This is a genomic window from Gemella sp. 27098_8_149 (assembly GCF_041433745.1).
GTDB lineage: Bacteria > Bacillota > Bacilli > Staphylococcales > Gemellaceae > Gemella.
In genome coordinates this window covers 22,508-42,339 of the sequence record NZ_JAPWCB010000009.1, presented here as the reverse complement: position 1 = coordinate 42,339, position 19,832 = coordinate 22,508, and the positions used below count along the sequence as shown (strand labels likewise).

Sequence of the window (19,832 nt, the reverse complement as noted above, 5' to 3'; positions counted from 1 at the left end):
GTATTACCATGGCTTTAGAAGAAAAATTAGAATATCAAATGACCCAAGAAGGTTATGACAAACTTGTTGAAGAATTAGAACACTATAAAAAAGTAAAACGTCCAGAAGTAATTGAAAAAATTAAAATCGCACGTAGCTTCGGGGACTTATCTGAGAACTCTGAGTACGATGCAGCAAAAGATGAACAAGGATTCATCGAGCAAAGAATTTTAGAAATGGAACAAATGATTCGTTATGCTGTTATTATCGAATTAGATGAAAAATCAAGCACAATTCGTTTAGGTAACAAAGTAACTTATCAAGAACTACCAGACGGGTTAACAGAAACTTACAAAATCGTAGGTAGTGCTGAGGCTAATCCATTTGAATACAAAATTTCAAATGAATCTCCAGTGGCACAAGCTTTATTAGGAAAAGAAGTTGGAGATATTGCGAAAGTTTCATTACCAACAGGGCCAGAAGATTCAATGGATATCAAAATTCTAGCGGTAGAATAGTATTATGATAGCATTAATCGGTGCAATGCCAGAAGAAGTGGCTATAATAAAAGAAAAAATAGAAAATTTACAAGAGAAAAAAATAGCACATGTAACGTTTTATGAAGGTAAATATGAAGGACGCGATATTGTTCTTATGTTAAGTTTACCAGGGAAGGTGAATGCTGCTATTGCTACAACTCTATTATTAGATCACTATAAACCAGAATATGTGATTAATATAGGAACATGTGGTGCCTTACAAGGTGATATGGAAATTGGGGACATGATCGTTGCTACAGAAGTAAGACATTTTGATGTCGATGCAACAGAGTTTGGCTATGAAATTGGTCAAGTACCACAAATGCCACCAGCGTATAAGAGTGATGAAGAGTTGCAAAAACTAGCTTCAGAAATAAGTTTACCAGATCATAATATTCATTTTGGTTTAGTGGGTACATCAGACTCATTTATCTCTAATAAAGAGTTGAAAAAAGGAATATTGAAAAACTTTCCTAATATGCAAGTAGTTGAAATGGAAGCAGCAGCGATTGCTCAAACTTGTTACCAATTTGGAACAAAATTTATAGTTTGCCGTAGTGTAAGTGATAAAGCAGAAGAAGGAACTCGAGTTACTTTTGATGAATTCTTACAAATAGCTGCAGTAAATTCATCTATATTAACTACAGAACTAATAAAAAAACTTTAAAATTAATTATAAATCAGCAAAGGAGAGCAAAAAGCTTTTCTTTGCTGTAATATTTATGTGAAGTAGGAGGGAAAGTATGATAACTATATTATCGAAATTATTTTTAATATTAACATCTGAAAAACTTCCGAGTTATACATTGAAATCAATAAAAAGTGGAGGATATACAAAAGAAGAATTAGATATAATCTGTAAAATTGTGAAAGATGATTATACAAGATATAAAAAAGGTTTTAAAGTAGCAGTAGTAATGGTATTTTTTACAACTACACTCATATTATTCCTCGGATTATATCAAAGAGCCCCTGGAGCGTTTTTAATTGATATGTTGATTTTGTATATTGTGATATTTACATTGATATTTATGTTGATTTATGTACAAAAAGTCAATAAAATTCGAAAAACATTTTTAAAAGCGGTGAAAAAAGGTTATCCAGAATTATATAATGAATATGAAGATAAGTTACATGAATATGAAGATTAAAAAATATTATAGTCATAATTTTATGTAATTAATTGTATTGAAAAAAAAGTTATAAAATGTTAATATAAAGTAGATAAATATTATATAAGGAAAAGAAAATGAAAAATATTACTGAAAGAAGATCCTTTAATTATTTGAAGAACTTAGTTCAGATAAGTTTGGGATTATTGATATTTTATTTAATTTTTTCCTATTTTAAAAAAGAGATAGTTAGTTTAGACTTCAAAAAAATACATCATCTCACTCTAACTATAGGAGAGGTGAAATTTTTAGTGGTTTTATTAAGTGGCCTATTAGGTATAAGTATTTTATGCTTATATGATTATTTTGTTCTAAAGGCTATTAATTTAACGAAAAATATGTCTTCATTCCGTATTTTTAAAATTAGTTTTATGACTAACACATTAAATATGGTACTAGGTTTTGGTGGCTTTATTGGTGCCGGACTTAGATATTATATGTACAAACCATATACAAAAAACGGAAAAACATTAGTTACTGCAATAGGGATGATTCTTATTTCTATGCTTTCTGGAATCAGTCTATTGTCAATTTTTGTAGTATTAAATGTCTTTCCAGGACAAGCGTTATATGCTAATAATAAAATCTTTTATTATTCATTAATATTGATGTCTTTATTTTTACCATTATATCTATTTTTTAATTTGAGAAAACCAAGAATTAGAACGGATAGATACTTAAGTGTTAAATTGACAGTAATTTCTTTTTTAGAATGGGTATTTGCAGCCCTTATTATTCTTATGATTCTTTATTTTTATACGGGAGATTTAGTAGCTGATAAGGAATTACAGATAATGGGAGTTATAATAGTAGCATCAATAGTAGGCTTATTAACTATGATTCCAGGAGGATTAGGTACTTTTGATACTTTAGTTCTTATCGGACTTAAAAATTTGGGTATAAATCCAGAAATTATAGGTGCGACAATTATAATATACAGATTGTCATATTATGTTGTTCCGTTTACTATTGGATGTTTTATGTTCCTAACTGAAGGAATTAGAATGATAAAAGATAAATTTAAGAGAGGAGAAAAGTTATGATTACGACGATAATTTATGCGATAGTTGCCTATTTTATTGGAAATGTTATGGGTGGAAAATTATTAGAAAAGATCTATAAAGAAGAATTTACTAATAAAGGCTCTGGTAATGTTGGGGCAAGAAATGCAGGACGTGTTTTAGGTCCTAGATCGTTTTTATTTGTTCTAGCAGTAGATTTTTTCAAAGGATTTTTTGTAGTTATATTACTGAAAATATTAGATGTTGATCCAAAAATTATATATATCTGTATAGTATTAGTATTATTAGGTCACATAAAACCTATTATCTTTAAGTTTAAAGGTGGTAAGGGGGTTGCGACATTCTTTGGTTGTTTAGCAGCATTATCATTAAATTTATTCTTAATCTTAATACTTTGTACATTAGTTATAGCTATTATCGTAAAAAGTTTAACAATTGGGTTTTATTCTAGTCTTCCATTTGTAACGTATATAAACTATGTAGAAAATCCATCATTTATAATACTAGGAATTTTTCTACTAGCAGTTTTATTAATAAGTGTAGTAGCTGTAAAAGATATAGAAGAGTCATTTAATAAATATTTTAGTACAAGAAAAATTAAGAAATCAGTTCGATAGTGAGCTGATTTCTTTTTTTTGTTATTTAGAATTGTTTTTTCGTAGTTCTTGTCTTATAAGTAGAGTGCGTTTAATATTAATTATTGCATATAATAAGAGTAATATTGCAGAAATTGCATATAAAATATAGGTATATTCTACTCTTTTAATTTTACTGATAAAGCCAAGTGAAGGTATTGAGAATATTGTTAGTATTGCTACAGTGTATATAGTAAATTCATACTTTAATAGATTCAAAACTTTATTTGTTTTTATTAATAATTTATTTTTTTCTTGAAAATATCTCACAAAGCTCACGTAGACACATATCGGAATAGTTGAGTAGAAATAGAAGATATTTTTTGTATAAAAAAATGCTGAAACTAGTACGATCAAAATAGGAAAAGTGATGATTAAGTATTTGTTATATTTCATATAATTCCCTCCCTTTTTTATATGAAAAGTAATATATAAAGAATAATAAAAGTGAAATTGACTAAGTTTCAAGTCCTTTATCTAAATTTCATTATAACATAATAAATGAAAGAAGGTATCATATTTTTTGAATAATTCTATTCTAAGAGAAATTATTTTCTGTATAATATAGAATAAAATACTGTGAAACTTAAATATTACTCTAACTATAATTAAATTTCATTTTTAATTATAGTTTAAAGTTGATTTAAGTGATTTTAAAGTAGGTGGCGTATAATACATTTATTAAATAACTGATTATAAATAAAAAGTAGGAGATGATTTATATGTCGATTAAGAAAATAGCAAAACTACTAGCGGATAAGAGAGTTAGGAAAATAGTATGGATGATAATAAGTCATCGTAAATTCAAGAAAATATTGAAGAAAATATAGAAATAAAGAATAAAAATTACGTATAACAACAGCATTAATTATATTAGCTGCTGGAACAGTTATTAGTGAATAATTTATAAAATAAAATAGGTAGAAATATACAATAAAGTAGTGTTTCTACCTTTATTTAATTTTAACTCGAAGTCAATTTCATTACGATTTAGGTATTTGTAAATCGTAATAGTTACTTAAGACGAGAATCTATTGACTTGTTATATAAAACATAATAAAATTTAACTATAGAATAATAGATTAAATAATACGGAGGCGATTAATATGAGCAAATGTGAATGTGAACACCACTGCCACTGTCATGATGCAGTAGAAGATTGTAAATGTGGAAACTGTGTTGAAGGAACATGTGAATGCAAAGAAGGGTGTGCATGTGGATGCCATAACGCAAAAGAAGATTGTGAATGCGGAAATTGCAAGACAGGAGATTGTCATTGCGATAAGCATGCTGCATAATATATTTACAAAAAAAGAGATCTGGTATTTTTTACCAAATCTCTTTTTTATTAACTTAAAATTATCTAAGAGTAATTAGAAGGTTAAGCACTCCTGTAAGAACAAGAAGAATAACACTCCATTTAATTGTTTTAGCAAAGATTTCACTATCTCTGTTAACTAATCCAACGGCTGCTGCTGCAACTGCGATAGATTGAGGAGAAATCATTTTAGCGATAGCTCCACCCATGATGTTAGCAGCTACAAGTAATGAAGGATCAATTCCAATTTGAGATGCAGTTACTGATTGTAATCCAGCGAATAATGATCCACTGTTAACAACAGATCCTGTTAAGAATACCCCGATCCATCCTAAGATTGGAGAGAATAATGGGAAGATTTTACCAGTGTTAGCAAATGCTAATCCTAGTGTTGATGACATTCCTGAATATGTTGAAATGTAAGCAAATGCAAGTACTGAACAGATTGTTAAGATTGGTCCCCATAATTCAACAGCAGTTTCTCTAATAGTAGAAATAACGATACGGCTGTTAACTCTAAAAATAATAATTGTTAAAATTCCTGCAAGTAAAATTGCTGTTGTAGTTGAAGTAAATGGAGCAAAACTAAATACTGCTTTAATTGGAGTAGGTTGTTTTGCGATAGGAGCAACACGTGCAACTGTACCATCAATGTAGTATGGGAAGTTGAAAATTAGTGAGTTTAAAGCTCCTGCTGCTTGACCTGTTTTAGGGTTTGCAGGTTGGATTAATTGTTTGAAGAATCCAGTGTTTAGTAAAGTAACGAATAGAGTTAAAAGAATGAACGGTGTCCATGCTCTAACAACTTCTTTACCAGTTAGAACTTCTTTATCATTAGCAACTTCTTTAGTTTCAGCAGTAAGTTGTTGTTTTGGTTGCCAGAATCTTAAGAATACGATTAAAGCAAGTAAACTCACAATAGCTGAAGAAACGTTAACAAGTTCTGGTCCTACGAAGTTTAAGAAGATGAATTGAGTAATAGCAAATCCACCACCAGAAACTAAAATTGCAGGGAATGTTTCTTTGATACCTTTGAAACCATCTACCATAAATACGATAAGGAATGCAATAATAACAGTAACAAGACATAAGATTAATGATGTGTTTTTACCAAGTGTTAATGCATCTAAATCTGTTAAAGTAGCTGGAACTGTTACTGGAATACCCATCGCTCCATATGCACCACCAGCGATGTTAGCAACTAAACAAATTGCAGCAGATTGTAAAGGTTTGAAACCTAAACCTACTAAAATTGCAGCTGTAATAGCAACTGGAGCACCGAATCCTGCAGCACCTTCTAAGAATGCATTGAATGAAAATGCAATTAGAAGAACTTGAATTCTTTTATCTGGTGAAATAGATGAGATACTTTGTTTCATTACATCGAAGAATCCCATTTTAACTGTTAATTTGTATAAGAAGATTGCAGCAAGAACGATACTAGCAACAGGCCATAAACCTGAAACAATACCTTGTTCTGCGGCACCAGCGATTTTATCTACTGGCATCTTATAACATACAGCAGCTACGATAGCTGCACTAAGAATACTTAAACCTCCGGCTGTATAACCTTTAAGTTTAAAAACAACTAATGAAATTAAAAATATAACTATAGGAAGAGCAGCAACAGCAGCAGATAACCAAATATTACCCATTGGATTGTACTGTTGTTCCCAAATAGTGTTAAGAATCATTATAATTCCTCCTAAATTGAAAATTTGTATATGAATATTATATATAAAAAACTGTACTAATGCAAGATGTTTGCTTACATTTTCATGATGTTTTCAATAATTTAAAGTTTACGTATATTTAAAAAAATGATTAATTAAGTTCAATTTTCATTAATCGATATAATGTAAACACTTATAAGTAAACGTTTAAATATAGTGAAAATCCGGGATTCATCAATTTTATTAATTAAACGAATATTTTAGTAACGAATATGTGAAGTAGCTCTTTATTTTATATGCTAAAATAACTGTATTTATATATAATTCAGTTTAAGATAACCAATGTGAACATTAGAAATATCGCTAAAATCTAGATTTATTCTGTATTTTCTAAAAACTGTACCAGTACAGATGCCGCTGGTTATCATAAAAATTACAATATTATTACCGAGTTAAATATTATTATTTTATTGTGAATATAAATTTGACATTTTTCGTGAAAAATAGTATATTATAAGTGTAATATATGATTAATAAATAATTTATATACATTTAATAAATATATATACAAACTTTGGAGGTTATTATGGTAAAAACATCAAAAGATTTAACTAAACAAGAGCATTTAGAAATGTACGAACTAATGCAACTTATTAGAGATTTTGATATGGAGTTGAGTAAACTATACTCTCGTGGTTTAGTTCACGGTATGACTCACTATTCAGTAGGGGAGGAAGCAGCAAACGTTGGAGCTATTTATCCATTAAGAAAAGAAGACTTAATGTACTCTAACCACCGTGGTCACGGTCAAACAATTGCTAAAGGAATTGAAATTGATCGTATGATGGCTGAAATCCTAGGTAAAGCTACAGGTCAATGTAAAGGACGTGGAGGAAGTATGCACGTTTATGATCTTGAGCAACGTAACATGGGATGTAACGGTATCGTTGGTGGTGGACACGGTTTAAGTACTGGTGCAGCTTTAGCTCAAAAAATGAAAAAAACAGGTAACGTTGTTATTTGTTGTATGGGTGACGGAGCTACTAACGAAGGAAGTTTCCACGAATGTCTAAACATGGCATCTAACTGGGATTTACCACTTATTTTCTACGTAATTAACAATAAATATGGTATCTCAATGGCTCAAGAAAGATGTATGCGTGTTAAAGAAATTACTGAACGTGCAGCTTCATACAGAATCAAAGGTATTCATGTTCCAGACGGAAATGATGTATTAGCAGTATACGATGCAATGCAAGAAGCTATCGAACACGCTAGAAGTGGTAAAGGTCCTGTTTTAGTAGAAGCAGTATCATACAGATGGTTCGGACACTCTGCATCAGACGCTGGTAAATATCGTAGCCGTGAAGAAGTAGCTGAGTGGAAACTTAAAGATCCTAACGTAAAATATAAAAACTACTTATTAGAAAACGGAATTGCTACAGAAGAAGAATTAAAAGAAATCGAAGATAGATCTAAAGCAACTATCGATGATGCTGTAGAATTCGCTAAAGAATCACCATTTGCAGACGGTGAAATTGCGTTCCAAGATAACTACGCTGACTAATATTTTAGCTTAAAATAATTTAAATAATATTTTATATAATAGGAGATTAATAGTTATGACTAAAGAAACAAAAATTATGACAGTTCGTGAAGCCATAAAAGAAGCTATGACTCACGAAATGCGTGAAGATGAAAATGTATTTTTAATGGGTGAAGATGTTGGTATCTTCGGAGGAGACTTCGGTACTACAGTTGGTATGTTAGAAGAATTTGGACCTGAACGTATTATTGATACACCAATCAGTGAAGCTGCAATCTGTGGTTCTGCTGCTGGTGCTGCATCAGTAGGTATGCGTCCAATCGTTGACGTAACATTCATGGACTTCGTAACAATCGGTATGGATGCGATTGTTAACCAAGCTGCACCAATGCGTTATATGTTAGGTGGAGAAGTACAAGTACCAGTTACATACCGTTGTGCATCTGGATCAGGAACAGGGGCTGCTGCTCAACACTGTAAAGCGTTAGAAGCATGGTTCTGTCACATTCCAGGTCTTAAAGTAGTAGCACCAGGTACTCCTGGAGATGTTTACTCAATCTTAAGAGCTGCAATCAGAGATAACAACCCAGTTATCTACATTGAACCAAAAGCGTTATTCGGACGTAAAGGTGAAGTAGAAGTTGGTAAAATTGGTGTAATCGGTCAAGGTGACATCAAAGTTGAAGGATCTGATGTAACATTAGTATCTTGGGGAAGAATGTTAGAGCGTAGCTTAAAAGCAGCTGAAGAATTAAAAGAAGAAGGAATCTCAGTAGAAGTACTTGACCCAATTACATTAGTACCACTAGATACTGATCTAATTGTTGAATCAGTTAAGAAAACTGGAAAATTAGTAGTATGTCACGACTCATTCAAAACTGGTGGATTCGGTGGAGAAATCGTTGCTCGTATCGCAGAAAGTGATGCATTTGATTTCTTAGATAGCCCTATTTACCGTGTTGCTGGTGCTGACACACACATTCCATCAGCTAAAAACTTAGAAAAATTAGTTGTACCTGATGTAGAAGACATCAAAGAAACTATTAGAAAAGCTGTAAACAAAAAATAAAAATTTAGTTAGTGAAGGATGTGAATAGAATATGGCAGTAGAGGTAATAATGCCAAAAGCCGGTAGTGAAATGGAAGAAGGCGAAATCGTACAATGGTTTAAGCAAGAAGGTGACGAAGTAAAAGAAGGTGAAATTTTACTTGAAATCGTAACAGATAAAGTAAATATGGAAGTAGAAGCTGAAGCAAGCGGAACTTTATTAAAAATCGTTCACCCAGCTGGATCAGTTGTACCAGTAGTTCAAACTATCGCATGGATTGGACAACCTGGAGAAGCTGTACCTGGAGCTGGAGCAGCACCTGCGGCTGCAGCGGCACCAGCTGAAGAAGCTGTTGTTGAAACTAAAGTTGAAGCAGCTCCTGCTCAAGAAGTAGAAGTGTTCGACAACTCTGGACTTCGTGCTACACCAGCGGCTAGAGCATATGCTCGTGAAAACGGAATCGACTTATCTCAAGTAAAAGGTACTGGAGCTAAAGGTCGTGTTCATAAAGAAGATGTAGTTGATTATAAACTAAATGCAAAAGCTAAAATGTCTCCACTTGCTGCACGTATTGCAGAAGTTGAAGGAATTAATACAGATGGTATCGTTGGAACTGGACCAAAAGGTAAAATTATGAAAGCAGATGTTCTTTCTGTTCTTAACGGAAGTGCAAGTGAAGCTGCTGCAAGTGCTGAAGTTGCTGCACCAGCAAGCGCTAAATCTGCTAAAGCACCAAATGAAAATCAATGGGGTGTTGTTGAAACAGTACCAATGTCACCAATGCGTAAAGTTATTTCTAAACGTATGAGTGAATCTTACTTCAGTGCACCAACATTCGTTGTTAACGTTGAAGTTGATATGACTGAATTATTAGCGTTACGTAAAAAAGTTGTTGATGCAATTATCGAAGAAACAGGTAAAAAAGCAACAGTTACAGACTTTATTTCATTAGCTGTAATTAAGTCATTAATGAAACACCCATATGTAAATGCTTCATTATCAGGTGATGAAAAAGAAATGTACTTACACCACTATGTAAACTTATCTATCGCAGTTGGTATGGATAGTGGATTAGTAGTACCTGTAATTAAAGGTGCTGATAAGATGAGCCTTAAAGAGCTTGTAGTAGCTTCTAAAGAAATTACAACAAAAGCTCTTGCTGGAAAATTAAAACCAGATGAAATGGCAGATTCTACATTTACAATTAGTAACTTAGGTATGTATGGAGTTAAGAGCTTCGTACCAATCATTAACCAACCAAATACAGCTATTTTAGGTGTAAGTGCTACTGTACCAAAACCAGTAGTATTCAATGGTGAGGTTACTGTAAGACCTATCATGACATTAACATTAACAGCGGACCACCGTGTTGTTGACGGATTAGAAGGAGCTAAATTCATGAAGACTCTGAAAGAAGCTATCGAAAATCCACTATCATTACTAATCTAATAATGGTATAATATATATTAAAACAAGATAAAGTGTATAAGGAGTGATTAAAACATGGCAGTTGAAGTTATAATGCCAAAAGCCGGAAGCGAAATGGAAGAAGGCGAAATCGTACAATGGTTTAAGCAAGAAGGTGACGAAGTAAAAGAAGGTGAAGTCCTACTTGAAATCGTAACTGACAAAGTAAATATGGAAGTAGAAGCTGAAGCAAGCGGAACTTTATTAAAAATCGTTCACCCAGCTGGATCGGTTGTACCAGTAGTTCAAACTATCGCATGGATTGGACAACCTGGAGAAGCAGTTCCTGGAGGAGACAGCGCTACTGCAGCAGCTCAAGAAATCGTTAAAGAAGTTGCAGCAGATGTTAAAGTACCTGAAACTAATGCAGGAGAAGTAGCACCAAAACGTGAACGTCGTGGAGAATATGACGTAGTTGTTGTAGGTGGTGGACCTGCTGGATATGTATCAGCAATTAAAGCCGCTCAACTAGGTGGTAAAGTAGCATTAGTAGAAAACCGTGAATTAGGTGGAACATGTCTAAACCGTGGATGTATTCCAACAAAAACATTCCTACACAATGCTGAAATTATCAACCACATCCGTTCTGCTAAAGACCGTGGTATTAAACTTGTAAATGATGCATTCTCAGTTGACATGGAACAAACAGTAGCAGTTAAGAATAAAATTTCTAAAACTCTATCAGGAGGAATTGCAGGATTACTTAAATCTTACGGTGTTAAAGTATTTAACGGTGTAGGACAATTAACAGCTGACAAGAAAGTTACTGTTGATGGTAAAGAAACAATTGATGCTGACAGCGTAATCTTAGCTGGTGGATCAAAAGTAAGTAGAATTAACATTCCAGGAATGGATAGTGATAAAGTTCTTACAAGTGATGAATTCCTAGATATCACTGAAGTACCATCTCGTTTAGCTGTTATCGGTGGTGGAGTTATCGGATCTGAATTAGGACAAGCATTCTCTACTTTCGGATCTGAAGTAACTATCGTTGAAATGGCTGATCGTTTAATCGCTGGAATGGATAAAGATGCATCTGCAGCATTAGAAAAACAATTCAAAAAACAAGGTATTAAAGTTCTTACATCAACTAAATTATTAGAAATCGTTGATAAAGGTCAAGAAGTAGTAGTTAAAGTTGAAGGAAAAGAAGATATCGTTGCAGATAAAGTATTATTATCTATCGGACGTGTTCCAGATAACACATGTCTTGGAGAATTAGCAGATAAATTCGAAATGGAACGTGGACGTGTTAAAGTTAACGAGTACATGGAAACATCTGTTGAGGGTATTTACGCTCCTGGTGATATTAACGGAACTAAGATGTTAGCTCACGCAGCATTCAAGATGGGAGAAGTTGCAGCTGAAAATGCAATGGGTCACCACAAAAAAGTTGATCTTAAAGCTACTCCAGCAGCAATCTACACTCACCCAGAAATCGCAATGGTTGGTTTAACTGAAGAACAAGCTCGTGAAAAATATGACATCAAAGTTGGTAAATTCAACTTTGCAGCTAACGGTCGTTCACTAGCATCTAACCAAGGTGAAGGATTCGTTAAAGTAATTATGGATACTAAATACAGAGAAATCTTAGGTATCCACATAGTAGGACCAGTTGCAGCTGAGTTAATCAACGAAGGATCTACTTTAATCCAAACAGAGATGACAATTGATGACGTAATGGATATTATCCACGGTCACCCAACGTTCTCTGAAGCTTTATATGAAGCTATGACTGACTGTGTTGACTTATGTCTACATGCACCTAAGAAAAAAACTAAATAATAGTTAATCAAAAAAGATGGCTAGCAATTTGCTAGTCATCTTTTTTCTGTATAATTGATTTCTATCGAATTCAAGGTATGAGAAATAATAAACACTAGGAATATAGGTATATGTTGCTACTTAAATTCCTAGTGTAATTTAAATTTTATTTTTTAACTTCTGAGATACTAATTTTTTGATGAAGAATTGTTTCATCTATTTTTATGTTTTGATATTCGTCATTTACTGGCAATTTTAATGAATAATTTAAAGGTTTAGAAATTTCTACAAGACCGTTTAATATTTCAAAATCAAAGATATGCCCACCTGCGTTTAAATCATTACTAATGTAATGCAAATGGAATCCACCAACGCCTAATCCTTGAGCGTAAAAAGGAGAGAAAAAACCAACTATTGTACCTTGTGTATTTTCATAATGAAAAATATTTTGATTCTCTAGTACTTCTAGTAGAGGTGGATATGGTTTTTCTTGTTTTTTTGGAGATCTAGTATTCATTTTCTGAAAGTTCCCTGAAATTTTTATAGCATAGAAATAATTTTGATTTAAGTAATCTTGAACTTTTTCTAATAAGTTATTAAACGTAAAACTATCAAATTTTTGGTATTCTTTTTCGAATGTAGTAATTGTAGCGAACGGTGTGCTTTCTTTGATTGATTGAAGATATGAATTACCGAAATAATCTGTTTTATAAACTTTACTATCTAAAATCACCATTTCACCATCAATGCCATCAAATGTACCAATTCCAAAATTACCGTATTTTAGTAGTTCTTCTATAGTTAGGCTTCCACTATAGGCGCCTTCTATAATCCCTGCCATAGTTCCATATTGAAATATCATTTTTATCCTCCTAGTAACTAATAGAATTAAATTCTTCTCTTAATATTCCGTATTTTACAGAATCATAATAAACTCCATTGTAATATCTAACTTTTCTAATTCTTGCTTCACAAAGAAGACCTAGTTTTTCTGCGAGTTTCATCATCCTAGTGTTTCCACTCCAAGTAGTTAGCCCAATGTGTTGTATTTCAGGAAATTTATTAAAACATATCTCAATCCACTTATGTAAAGCAGCATAACCTATACCTTTCGCCCAAATATTTTGATCATATATTACAATTCCAACTTCTAGCCAACGAGTAGCTAAGCTTTCCCAATAATATGTTACAATGCCGATTGGTTTATCATTTAAAAATATTCCTAAGACACGTTCACTTAAGAAATATTCATGATGATTTTTTAGTAAAAAAGTTTCTAAATTTATGAATTTATATTCGTTAAAATACGGTGCATTATATTTACTCCATTCAGGTTCTTCTGATGAGTAAATAACATTGTATAAATCTGATAAATGTTTTTCTTCGATTTTCTTTAGTGTAATCATATACGCCTCCTTTTACTTATTATATCATATTTAATGTTTAAAACTTATTTTACAATCTAATTCATTAGAATATTGATTTTTATTATGATATAATGGTTCTTGTACAAAAATTAAAGAGGTGAAATATGGAGAAATTTAGTAAAATAATATCGGATATTTTCCTTTGGATTATGAACATCGGATTATTAATCATAGGAGTATTACTATCATTTGGATTAATAATGGAGGCTAAAGAAATATATCATGAAGGTGTGAAATTTTTAGCTGATCAAGGTAATTATCAACACTTTGTTGAAGGAATATTAGTATTCTTCCTATATTTTGAGTTCATAACTCTTATTGTGAAATATTTTAAAAACAATTATCATTTTCCGCTACGATACTTTATTTATATTGGAATAACGGCGATTATTAGGTTGATTATAGTTCAACATGATGATCCAAAAAGTGTTCTTATTTGGGCTGGAGCAATTTTATTGTTAGTAATAAGTTTAGCAATTGCTGAGAAATTTATAAAAAAAGATTAAGAAAAGACTTCGAACTACTTTAGGTTCGAAGTCTTAATTTTATTTCACAGTGTATTTACCTGTTTTGTAGTCGATAGTAACACCTTTTTGGAAGTTTGGTAAGAATACATTATATTTAACACTCTTACCATTATCTTCTACTGACATTGCTTCCATGATAACCCCTTGAGCAACTAAGTCATCACCTTTAAAAACAGGAGTTACACGATAACGTACATGTTTTTTAGTTTTCTTAACATAATCTGCAACTTCATTTTCAAAAGGAATCATATTAAGATTCATAAATCTTGTTCCAGTCATAAGGTTTTTATCATTATCATTTTCTCCAGCTAGTTGGAAAGCAATTAAATGTGATCTGTCATAAACATGAGTTCCTCTGTTACTTTGCCATCCACTAGGACGAACATGTGCGATTTCTTCACGTTTGTCAGTTGGCATTAAATCAATACCTATGATTCCATTAGCTTGTCCAACACGTCCAAGTTTATCTAAAGGACTATAGTTTTCAAATGAAGTAGTAGATAAATCTTCCTTAGCGAAGTATGGATTATTATTATTTAGCACTTTATACTTATTAGCGTCTGTTGCTTCACTTTCTTTAGGTGCTGTAAGAGAGTTTATCACATCATCAGGAATCTTTGATACGCTTGTGAATGTTGTGGCAGTATTTGATGTTTTATTTGACGATTTATTCGTATAATAAGTGATAGCAAATGCTGCTAAAATTACTATTGCAATTGATATAATCGAAAATAGAGACAATTGTTGTTTTTTTCTTTTTGCCATAGGGCCTCCTTATTTTTTATAATAGTTCAAATGACTAAGAGGAAGAGTAGAGCTCTTCCCCAATAAAATATTTATTTTTTGAAATAATTAATTCCCATTGCATCTTTTACTTCATCTAAAGTAGCAGCTGCAACTTTTTCAGCTTTTTCACTTCCTGCTTTAAGCATTCTGTATACTTCAGCTTTATCTTTTGCGAATTCCTCGCGACGTTCTCTAATAGGGCGTAAGTAGTCTTGCATTACGTCATTTAAGCGGCGTTTTAGTTTCATATCGCCAAGTCCACCGCGAGAGTAGTGCTCTTTAAGTTCTGCAACTTCATCAGTGCGAGTATCGAAAATGTCCAAGTATTTAAATACAACATTTCCTTCAACTTGACCTGGATCTTCAATCTTGATGTGGTTTGGATCAGTATACATTTTCATGATTTTAGCTTTAATGTTCTCTTCACTATCCCCTAAGTAAATACCGTTATTTAAACTCTTACTCATTTTTCCTTGTCCATCTATCCCTACAAGGCGAGCATGATTTTTTGGTGGTAGTACAATCTCAGGTAATACTAGAACTTCTTTATTGTATGTTCTATTGAAGTCACGAACGATTTCACGAGTTTGTTCAAGCATTGGTTTTTGATCTTCACCAACAGGAACGTGTGTCGCTTTAAAAGCAGTGATATCAGCAGCTTGGCTTACAGGATAAGTAAAGAATCCTGCAGGAATACTTTCACCGAATTTTTTGTCATTAATTTCCTGTTTAACAGTAGGATTACGGTGTAATCTAGAAACTGATACTAAATTCATGTAGTACATGTATAATTCTGCAAGTTGTGGAATTTGTGATTGAATAAAAATAGTAGTTTTGCTAGGATCGATTCCAACAGCAAGATAATCAAGTGCTACTTCTGTAATATTTTCAATAACTTTTCCTGGGTTATCAGCATTATCAGTAAGAGCTTGTTGATCAGCAATCATAATAAATACTTCAGTGTCATCTTCATTTTGTAAAGCTATACGATTTTTTAAAGAGCCAACATAGTGTCCTAAGTGAAGTTTACCAGTTGGTCTATCTCCAGTTAAAATAATTTTTGTCATAAAAGGGTAACTCCTTTAACATAATTTTAATAATTCCTTATAATTATACCATAATCTAACCAAAGTTTGTTTGAAATAACATAAAAAATATTAATTTGGATAAAAATTTAGTGTTTTACTTAGCAAAAGATGGTATAATAGGGAGTAAAGAAATAGTTAATTATTAAGGAGATTAATATGATATATATAGAATCAAAAAGTAATGATCCACGTTACAATACTGCATTAGAGCTTTATGCTTTTAATGAGTTAGCAGAAAAAGATGATGTGTTTATGCTATGGATAAACTCACCATGTATCGTTGTTGGTAAAAACCAAAACACAACAGAAGAAGTAAACCAAAAATTCTGTGACGACAAAGGTATCAAAATCGTTCGTCGTGTAAGTGGTGGTGGTGCAGTTTACCACGATTTAAACAACTTAAACTACACAATTATCTCAAATGGTAGAAGTGGTGAAGAATTCGACTTCAAATCATTCTCACAACCAGTACTTGATGCATTAGATTCATTAGGAGTTAAAGCAGAATTTACAGGACGTAATGACCTTGAAATCGATGGTCAAAAATTCTGTGGTAATGCTCAATACGTACGTAATGGTCGTATTATGCACCACGGTTGCTTAATGTTTGATGTTGATACATCAGTTTTAGCGGATGCTTTAAAAGTATCTAAAGATAAAATTGAATCAAAAGGTATTAAATCAGTACGTTCACGTGTAACAAACATTAAAGACCACCTTCCAAATCAAGACATGACAGTTCAAGACTTCGTAGCAGCGCTTAAAAAATATATGAGTGAAAAATACGAAATGACTGATTTTGTTGCAACTAAAGAAGACGAAGCTGCAATCTTAGCTATTCAAGAAGAAAAAAATAACTCATGGGATTGGGTATATGGTAAAAATCCAGATTTCAATATTAAACGTAATAGAAGACTTAAAACTGGTAAAATCGAAGCTAACATTATGGTAGAACAAGGTGTTATTACTAATATCAAATTCTACGGAGACTTCTTCGGAGTAATGGATGTAGAAGATATTGCTAAAAAATTAGTGGGTGTAAAATACCAAAAAGAAGATATTCAAAAAGTTTTAGAGCAAATTGATATTAATTCATACTTCTTAGGAGCAACATTAGCAGAAGTAGTAGATATATTAGTAGACTAATAAATAATTTTGGAGTGAAGTATTATGATTATTGCAACAACCAATTATGTTCCAGGAATGGAAGTAGTAGAATATAAAGGTCTTGCTACTGGTGAAGTAGTAGCTGGGATTAATGTCATCAAAGATATTGGAGCGGGAATTCGAAACCTTTTTGGTGGAAGAGTCAAAGGGTACGAAGATGAAATTATTCAAGCGAGAGCTGAAGCTTTAAAAGAGTTAGAAGCTCGCGCTGCTGAGATGGGTGCTAATGCTGTTATCGGAGTTAGGGTTGATTTTGATGCTCTAGGAGGAGACGGTAACAATATGCTTTTAGTTACAGTTACAGGAACAGCTGTAGTAGTAAGATAAACTCATATAAATTTTAAAATTAAATTAATAGCAATATCTGTTGAGATATTGTATAATGTTAAACAGTGATTAAAATTTCAATAGAGAGGAAAAATATTAATGAAAAAAGTATTTAACTTTAAAAAGATTTTCTCTATTTTACTTTTAGCAATTGCTTTAGTAACATCTGCTGTATTTGTAGCAGGATGTAGTGATGATAAAGGGACAAGTTCTAGCTCATCATCAAAAGCAACTTACACAGTAAGTAAAGAAGAGAAAGATTATTTATCAAAACGTTTTTCAGAATTATCTAAGACGAATAATGAAACTGTAGCTTATGTTTATGCTCCAGGTACACAGTTAGATGAACCAGTAGTTCAAACTAATGACAACGAAACGTATTTAGATAAAACTTTTGAAGGTGGGCATGTTCCATACCTTGGTACTGTATTCATGGATATGGATAACAAAAAAGATTTCCATGATAGATTAACTTGGTTATTCGGTCACGCTCGTGGAAGTAAAGTTGGAGATCACCGTATGTTCAACGATGTTAACTACTATGACAAACAAGAATACATGGATAAACACAAATTCGTAGTTATTGAAACTCCTGAGAGAAAATACTACTACGAAGCAGCATTCTTAACAATCGTTCCAGAAACAACTTCATTCTACCGTTTAGATTTTGAAAATGATGAAGATTTCTTAAGCCAATTAACAAATGTTAAGAAAGATGCAGCAACTAAAAACGATAGCGTTCAACTTAAAGGAAACGATAAATACTTAGTATTATCTACTTGTCGTGAGGAAGACGAAACAATTCGTTCTAACCTGTACCTACGTCAAATTCCAGATAACGAAATGAACGACTTCTTAGCTAAACATAAAGATGAATTAAAATATGTAGCTACAAGATAATAAATAACGAAAAGCAATCTAATGATTAAGTTCACTAGATTGCTTTTTAATTTATCTAAATAATATTTTGCTTAGGCATCATTCTAAATTCTCTTATTAAGAAGAATAATGAAACTGAGAATGCGCAAAGGTCAGTTACTGGAGTGGCGTATATTATTCCCTCAATACCAAAGAAATGTGAAAGAATAAATAACATTGGTATTAGTACTATAAGTTGCTTAGTTAAGGCAATAGTAACTCCAATTTTTGGTTTTCCTATTGCAGAGAAGAAAGTAGAGCTTGAAATTTGAACACCATTTATAAATGTAAATAACAAGAAGAATCTCATATACCTAACTGCAAACTCAAAGTATAGTTCATTACCATTTCCAAATAGACTAACAATTTGTTTAGGAAAAATCTCGAATATTAAGAAGAATGTAATTGAGATAATCATTGCATATTTCATAGTGTATCTCATTGTAGTACGAACTCTTTCGTATTTTTTAGCTCCGTAATTATATCCGAAAATTGGTTGAGCCCCTTGAATTAATCCAATAATAATAGCTATAAATATTATATTAATTTTAGCTACGATTCCGGCTACTGCAATAGGAATATCATTTCCGTATACAGAATTAGTACCGTGAATATTTAATAAATTATTTGTTACTATTTGTGCTATCATATTAGAACCTTGGAAAACAAATGAAGGCATTCCAAATCCTGCAGCGACTTTTAATAGAGGTATCTTAGGTATGAAGTCTTGCTTAGTAAATTTAACACTTTTGAATTTTGGAAAATATAAAACAAGAATCAATGCAGATAAGAATTGGCTTATAACTGTAGCCCAAGCTGATCCAGCAATACCCCAACCAAATCCAAAGATGAAGATTGGATTAAGAATAGTATTAAGTACTGCACCAAAAATAATAGCAAACATTGAATATTTAGGGCTATTATCCGAACGAACAATAGGATTAGTACTAATAGAAATTAGTAAGAATGGAATCCCTAAAGATGTAATACCGGCAAAGGTCATTGCATACTCTAAAATTTCATCTGTAGATCCAAATGCATACATAAGAGGTTTTAAGAATATATGAACTAAGATTGTGATAATAATACCTATGATAAATAATGAAGATACTGCAGTACCAACTACAGATTTAGCTTTTTCAGGATTTCCACGACCTAACTCAAGATTAAAGTTTGAAGCAGCCCCAATTCCTATCATTAAACCTATAGCTAAGCAAATAGTTGTAAGAGGAAACGCGACATTTGTTGCAGCATTACCTAAGTAACCAACACCTTGACCGATAAAAATTTGGTCAATTACACTATACATCGCATTAATAATATTCGCAGTAATAGCAGGCCAAGCAAATGATGTAAGTAATTTTTTTATAGGTTTTGTACCTAGCGGATTTTCTATATAATTTTGTGTCTTTTCCATATGATTTCCTC

19 protein-coding genes are annotated in these 19,832 nt (G+C 32.1%); 13 read left to right on the top strand and 6 right to left on the bottom strand.

Annotated elements, in window-relative coordinates; all coding sequences use genetic code 11:
• The first annotated feature begins 8 nt into the window (after positions 1-8).
• The 5 genes from greA to O3801_RS05305 all read left to right on the top strand — a co-directional run bounded on the left by greA (position 9) and on the right by O3801_RS05305 (position 3,329).
• Positions 9-497 (top strand): transcription elongation factor GreA, encoded by a 489-nt coding sequence (gene greA, locus O3801_RS05325; protein WP_294681394.1) that lies wholly within the window; start codon positions 9-11, stop codon positions 495-497.
• Between the two features lie 4 nt (positions 498-501).
• Positions 502-1,185, top strand: a complete 684-nt coding sequence (gene mtnN, locus O3801_RS05320; RefSeq protein WP_294681396.1) for a 5'-methylthioadenosine/S-adenosylhomocysteine nucleosidase — start codon at positions 502-504, stop codon at positions 1,183-1,185.
• 76 nt (positions 1,186-1,261) lie between these two features.
• The gene (locus O3801_RS05315; protein ID WP_371454313.1) at positions 1,262-1,669 is read left to right on the top strand and encodes a hypothetical protein; all 408 of its coding nucleotides are present in this window, start codon (positions 1,262-1,264) and stop codon (positions 1,667-1,669) included.
• Positions 1,670-1,767: 98 nt separating this feature from the next.
• Positions 1,768-2,733, top strand: coding sequence for a lysylphosphatidylglycerol synthase domain-containing protein (locus tag O3801_RS05310; RefSeq protein ID WP_294681400.1), 966 nt, complete (start codon positions 1,768-1,770; stop codon positions 2,731-2,733).
• Positions 2,730-3,329, top strand: coding sequence for a glycerol-3-phosphate acyltransferase (locus tag O3801_RS05305; RefSeq protein WP_004392797.1), 600 nt, complete (start codon positions 2,730-2,732; stop codon positions 3,327-3,329). The genes O3801_RS05310 and O3801_RS05305 overlap by 4 nt, the downstream gene beginning before the upstream one ends.
• 1,377 nt (positions 3,330-4,706) lie before the next feature.
• Here O3801_RS05305 and O3801_RS05300 read toward each other — a convergent pair.
• A complete protein-coding gene (locus O3801_RS05300) occupies positions 4,707-6,359 on the bottom strand; it encodes an L-lactate permease (protein WP_371454312.1) in 1,653 nt (550 codons plus the stop codon).
• A 565-nt stretch (positions 6,360-6,924) separates the two neighbouring features.
• Here O3801_RS05300 and O3801_RS05295 point away from each other — a divergent pair.
• The 4 genes from O3801_RS05295 to lpdA are packed head-to-tail and all read left to right on the top strand — an operon-like array spanning position 6,925 to position 12,185.
• Positions 6,925-7,905 carry a thiamine pyrophosphate-dependent dehydrogenase E1 component subunit alpha gene (locus O3801_RS05295; protein ID WP_294681409.1) on the top strand — a complete coding sequence of 327 codons (981 nt, stop codon included), beginning with the start codon at positions 6,925-6,927 and terminating at the stop codon, positions 7,903-7,905.
• 55 nt (positions 7,906-7,960) lie between these two features.
• Positions 7,961-8,953, top strand: a complete 993-nt coding sequence (locus O3801_RS05290) for an alpha-ketoacid dehydrogenase subunit beta (protein ID WP_294681411.1) — start codon at positions 7,961-7,963, stop codon at positions 8,951-8,953.
• A gap of 31 nt (positions 8,954-8,984) precedes the next feature.
• The gene (locus tag O3801_RS05285; RefSeq protein WP_294681413.1) at positions 8,985-10,382 is read left to right on the top strand and encodes a dihydrolipoamide acetyltransferase; all 1,398 of its coding nucleotides are present in this window, start codon (positions 8,985-8,987) and stop codon (positions 10,380-10,382) included.
• A gap of 54 nt (positions 10,383-10,436) precedes the next feature.
• A complete protein-coding gene (gene lpdA, locus O3801_RS05280) occupies positions 10,437-12,185 on the top strand; it encodes a dihydrolipoyl dehydrogenase (RefSeq protein WP_294681415.1) in 1,749 nt (582 codons plus the stop codon).
• Between the two features lie 145 nt (positions 12,186-12,330).
• On the opposite strand, the gene budA is transcribed toward lpdA, so the two are convergent.
• Positions 12,331-13,026, bottom strand: coding sequence for an acetolactate decarboxylase (gene budA, locus O3801_RS05275; protein ID WP_371454311.1), 696 nt, complete (start codon positions 13,024-13,026; stop codon positions 12,331-12,333).
• Between the two features lie 10 nt (positions 13,027-13,036).
• Positions 13,037-13,570 carry a GNAT family N-acetyltransferase gene (locus O3801_RS05270; protein WP_371454310.1) on the bottom strand — a complete coding sequence of 178 codons (534 nt, stop codon included), beginning with the start codon at positions 13,568-13,570 and terminating at the stop codon, positions 13,037-13,039.
• Between the two features lie 125 nt (positions 13,571-13,695).
• Here O3801_RS05270 and psiE point away from each other — a divergent pair, with 125 nt between their 5' ends.
• Positions 13,696-14,097: a phosphate-starvation-inducible protein PsiE gene (gene psiE / locus O3801_RS05265; protein ID WP_371454309.1), complete on the top strand. Its 402-nt coding sequence runs from the start codon at positions 13,696-13,698 to the stop codon at positions 14,095-14,097.
• Positions 14,098-14,136: 39 nt separating this feature from the next.
• On the opposite strand, the gene O3801_RS05260 is transcribed toward psiE, so the two are convergent.
• A complete protein-coding gene (locus O3801_RS05260) occupies positions 14,137-14,883 on the bottom strand; it encodes a DNA/RNA non-specific endonuclease (protein ID WP_371454308.1) in 747 nt (248 codons plus the stop codon).
• A 71-nt stretch (positions 14,884-14,954) separates the two neighbouring features.
• Positions 14,955-15,971, bottom strand: a complete 1,017-nt coding sequence (gene trpS, locus O3801_RS05255; protein WP_294682124.1) for a tryptophan--tRNA ligase — start codon at positions 15,969-15,971, stop codon at positions 14,955-14,957.
• Positions 15,972-16,148: 177 nt separating this feature from the next.
• Here trpS and lplA point away from each other — a divergent pair, with 177 nt between their 5' ends.
• The 3 genes from lplA to srtB all read left to right on the top strand — a co-directional run bounded on the left by lplA (position 16,149) and on the right by srtB (position 18,386).
• Positions 16,149-17,138: a lipoate--protein ligase gene (gene lplA / locus O3801_RS05250; RefSeq protein WP_294682126.1), complete on the top strand. Its 990-nt coding sequence runs from the start codon at positions 16,149-16,151 to the stop codon at positions 17,136-17,138.
• A gap of 24 nt (positions 17,139-17,162) precedes the next feature.
• On the top strand, positions 17,163-17,486 hold the full coding sequence (locus O3801_RS05245) for a YbjQ family protein (RefSeq protein ID WP_294682128.1): 324 nt from the start codon (positions 17,163-17,165) through the stop codon (positions 17,484-17,486).
• A gap of 99 nt (positions 17,487-17,585) precedes the next feature.
• A complete protein-coding gene (gene srtB / locus O3801_RS05240; protein WP_294682130.1) occupies positions 17,586-18,386 on the top strand; it encodes a class B sortase, LPKTxAVK-specific in 801 nt (266 codons plus the stop codon).
• A gap of 55 nt (positions 18,387-18,441) precedes the next feature.
• Here srtB and O3801_RS05235 read toward each other — a convergent pair whose 3' ends face one another.
• The gene (locus O3801_RS05235) at positions 18,442-19,821 is read right to left on the bottom strand and encodes an MATE family efflux transporter (RefSeq protein ID WP_294682131.1); all 1,380 of its coding nucleotides are present in this window, start codon (positions 19,819-19,821) and stop codon (positions 18,442-18,444) included.
• Between the last annotated feature and the right edge of the window lie 11 nt (positions 19,822-19,832).

What these genes read in the sequence shown, in the direction of transcription:
- budA (WP_371454311.1), bottom strand. Translation starts at nt 13,026, where the DNA reads ATGATATTTCAATATGGAACTATGGCAGGGATTATAGAAGGCGCCTAT.
- O3801_RS05290 (WP_294681411.1), top strand. Translation starts at nt 7,961, where the DNA reads ATGACTAAAGAAACAAAAATTATGACAGTTCGTGAAGCCATAAAAGAA.
- O3801_RS05245 (WP_294682128.1), top strand. Translation starts at nt 17,163, where the DNA reads ATGATTATTGCAACAACCAATTATGTTCCAGGAATGGAAGTAGTAGAA.
- psiE (WP_371454309.1), top strand. Translation starts at nt 13,696, where the DNA reads ATGGAGAAATTTAGTAAAATAATATCGGATATTTTCCTTTGGATTATG.
- O3801_RS05235 (WP_294682131.1), bottom strand. Translation starts at nt 19,821, where the DNA reads ATGGAAAAGACACAAAATTATATAGAAAATCCGCTAGGTACAAAACCT.
- srtB (WP_294682130.1), top strand. Translation starts at nt 17,586, where the DNA reads ATGAAAAAAGTATTTAACTTTAAAAAGATTTTCTCTATTTTACTTTTA.
- O3801_RS05305 (WP_004392797.1), top strand. Translation starts at nt 2,730, where the DNA reads ATGATTACGACGATAATTTATGCGATAGTTGCCTATTTTATTGGAAAT.
- O3801_RS05260 (WP_371454308.1), bottom strand. Translation starts at nt 14,883, where the DNA reads ATGGCAAAAAGAAAAAAACAACAATTGTCTCTATTTTCGATTATATCA.
- O3801_RS05270 (WP_371454310.1), bottom strand. Translation starts at nt 13,570, where the DNA reads ATGATTACACTAAAGAAAATCGAAGAAAAACATTTATCAGATTTATAC.
- lpdA (WP_294681415.1), top strand. Translation starts at nt 10,437, where the DNA reads ATGGCAGTTGAAGTTATAATGCCAAAAGCCGGAAGCGAAATGGAAGAA.
- O3801_RS05295 (WP_294681409.1), top strand. Translation starts at nt 6,925, where the DNA reads ATGGTAAAAACATCAAAAGATTTAACTAAACAAGAGCATTTAGAAATG.
- trpS (WP_294682124.1), bottom strand. Translation starts at nt 15,971, where the DNA reads ATGACAAAAATTATTTTAACTGGAGATAGACCAACTGGTAAACTTCAC.
- O3801_RS05300 (WP_371454312.1), bottom strand. Translation starts at nt 6,359, where the DNA reads ATGATTCTTAACACTATTTGGGAACAACAGTACAATCCAATGGGTAAT.
- lplA (WP_294682126.1), top strand. Translation starts at nt 16,149, where the DNA reads ATGATATATATAGAATCAAAAAGTAATGATCCACGTTACAATACTGCA.
- O3801_RS05315 (WP_371454313.1), top strand. Translation starts at nt 1,262, where the DNA reads ATGATAACTATATTATCGAAATTATTTTTAATATTAACATCTGAAAAA.
- greA (WP_294681394.1), top strand. Translation starts at nt 9, where the DNA reads ATGGCTTTAGAAGAAAAATTAGAATATCAAATGACCCAAGAAGGTTAT.
- O3801_RS05285 (WP_294681413.1), top strand. Translation starts at nt 8,985, where the DNA reads ATGGCAGTAGAGGTAATAATGCCAAAAGCCGGTAGTGAAATGGAAGAA.
- mtnN (WP_294681396.1), top strand. Translation starts at nt 502, where the DNA reads ATGATAGCATTAATCGGTGCAATGCCAGAAGAAGTGGCTATAATAAAA.
- O3801_RS05310 (WP_294681400.1), top strand. Translation starts at nt 1,768, where the DNA reads ATGAAAAATATTACTGAAAGAAGATCCTTTAATTATTTGAAGAACTTA.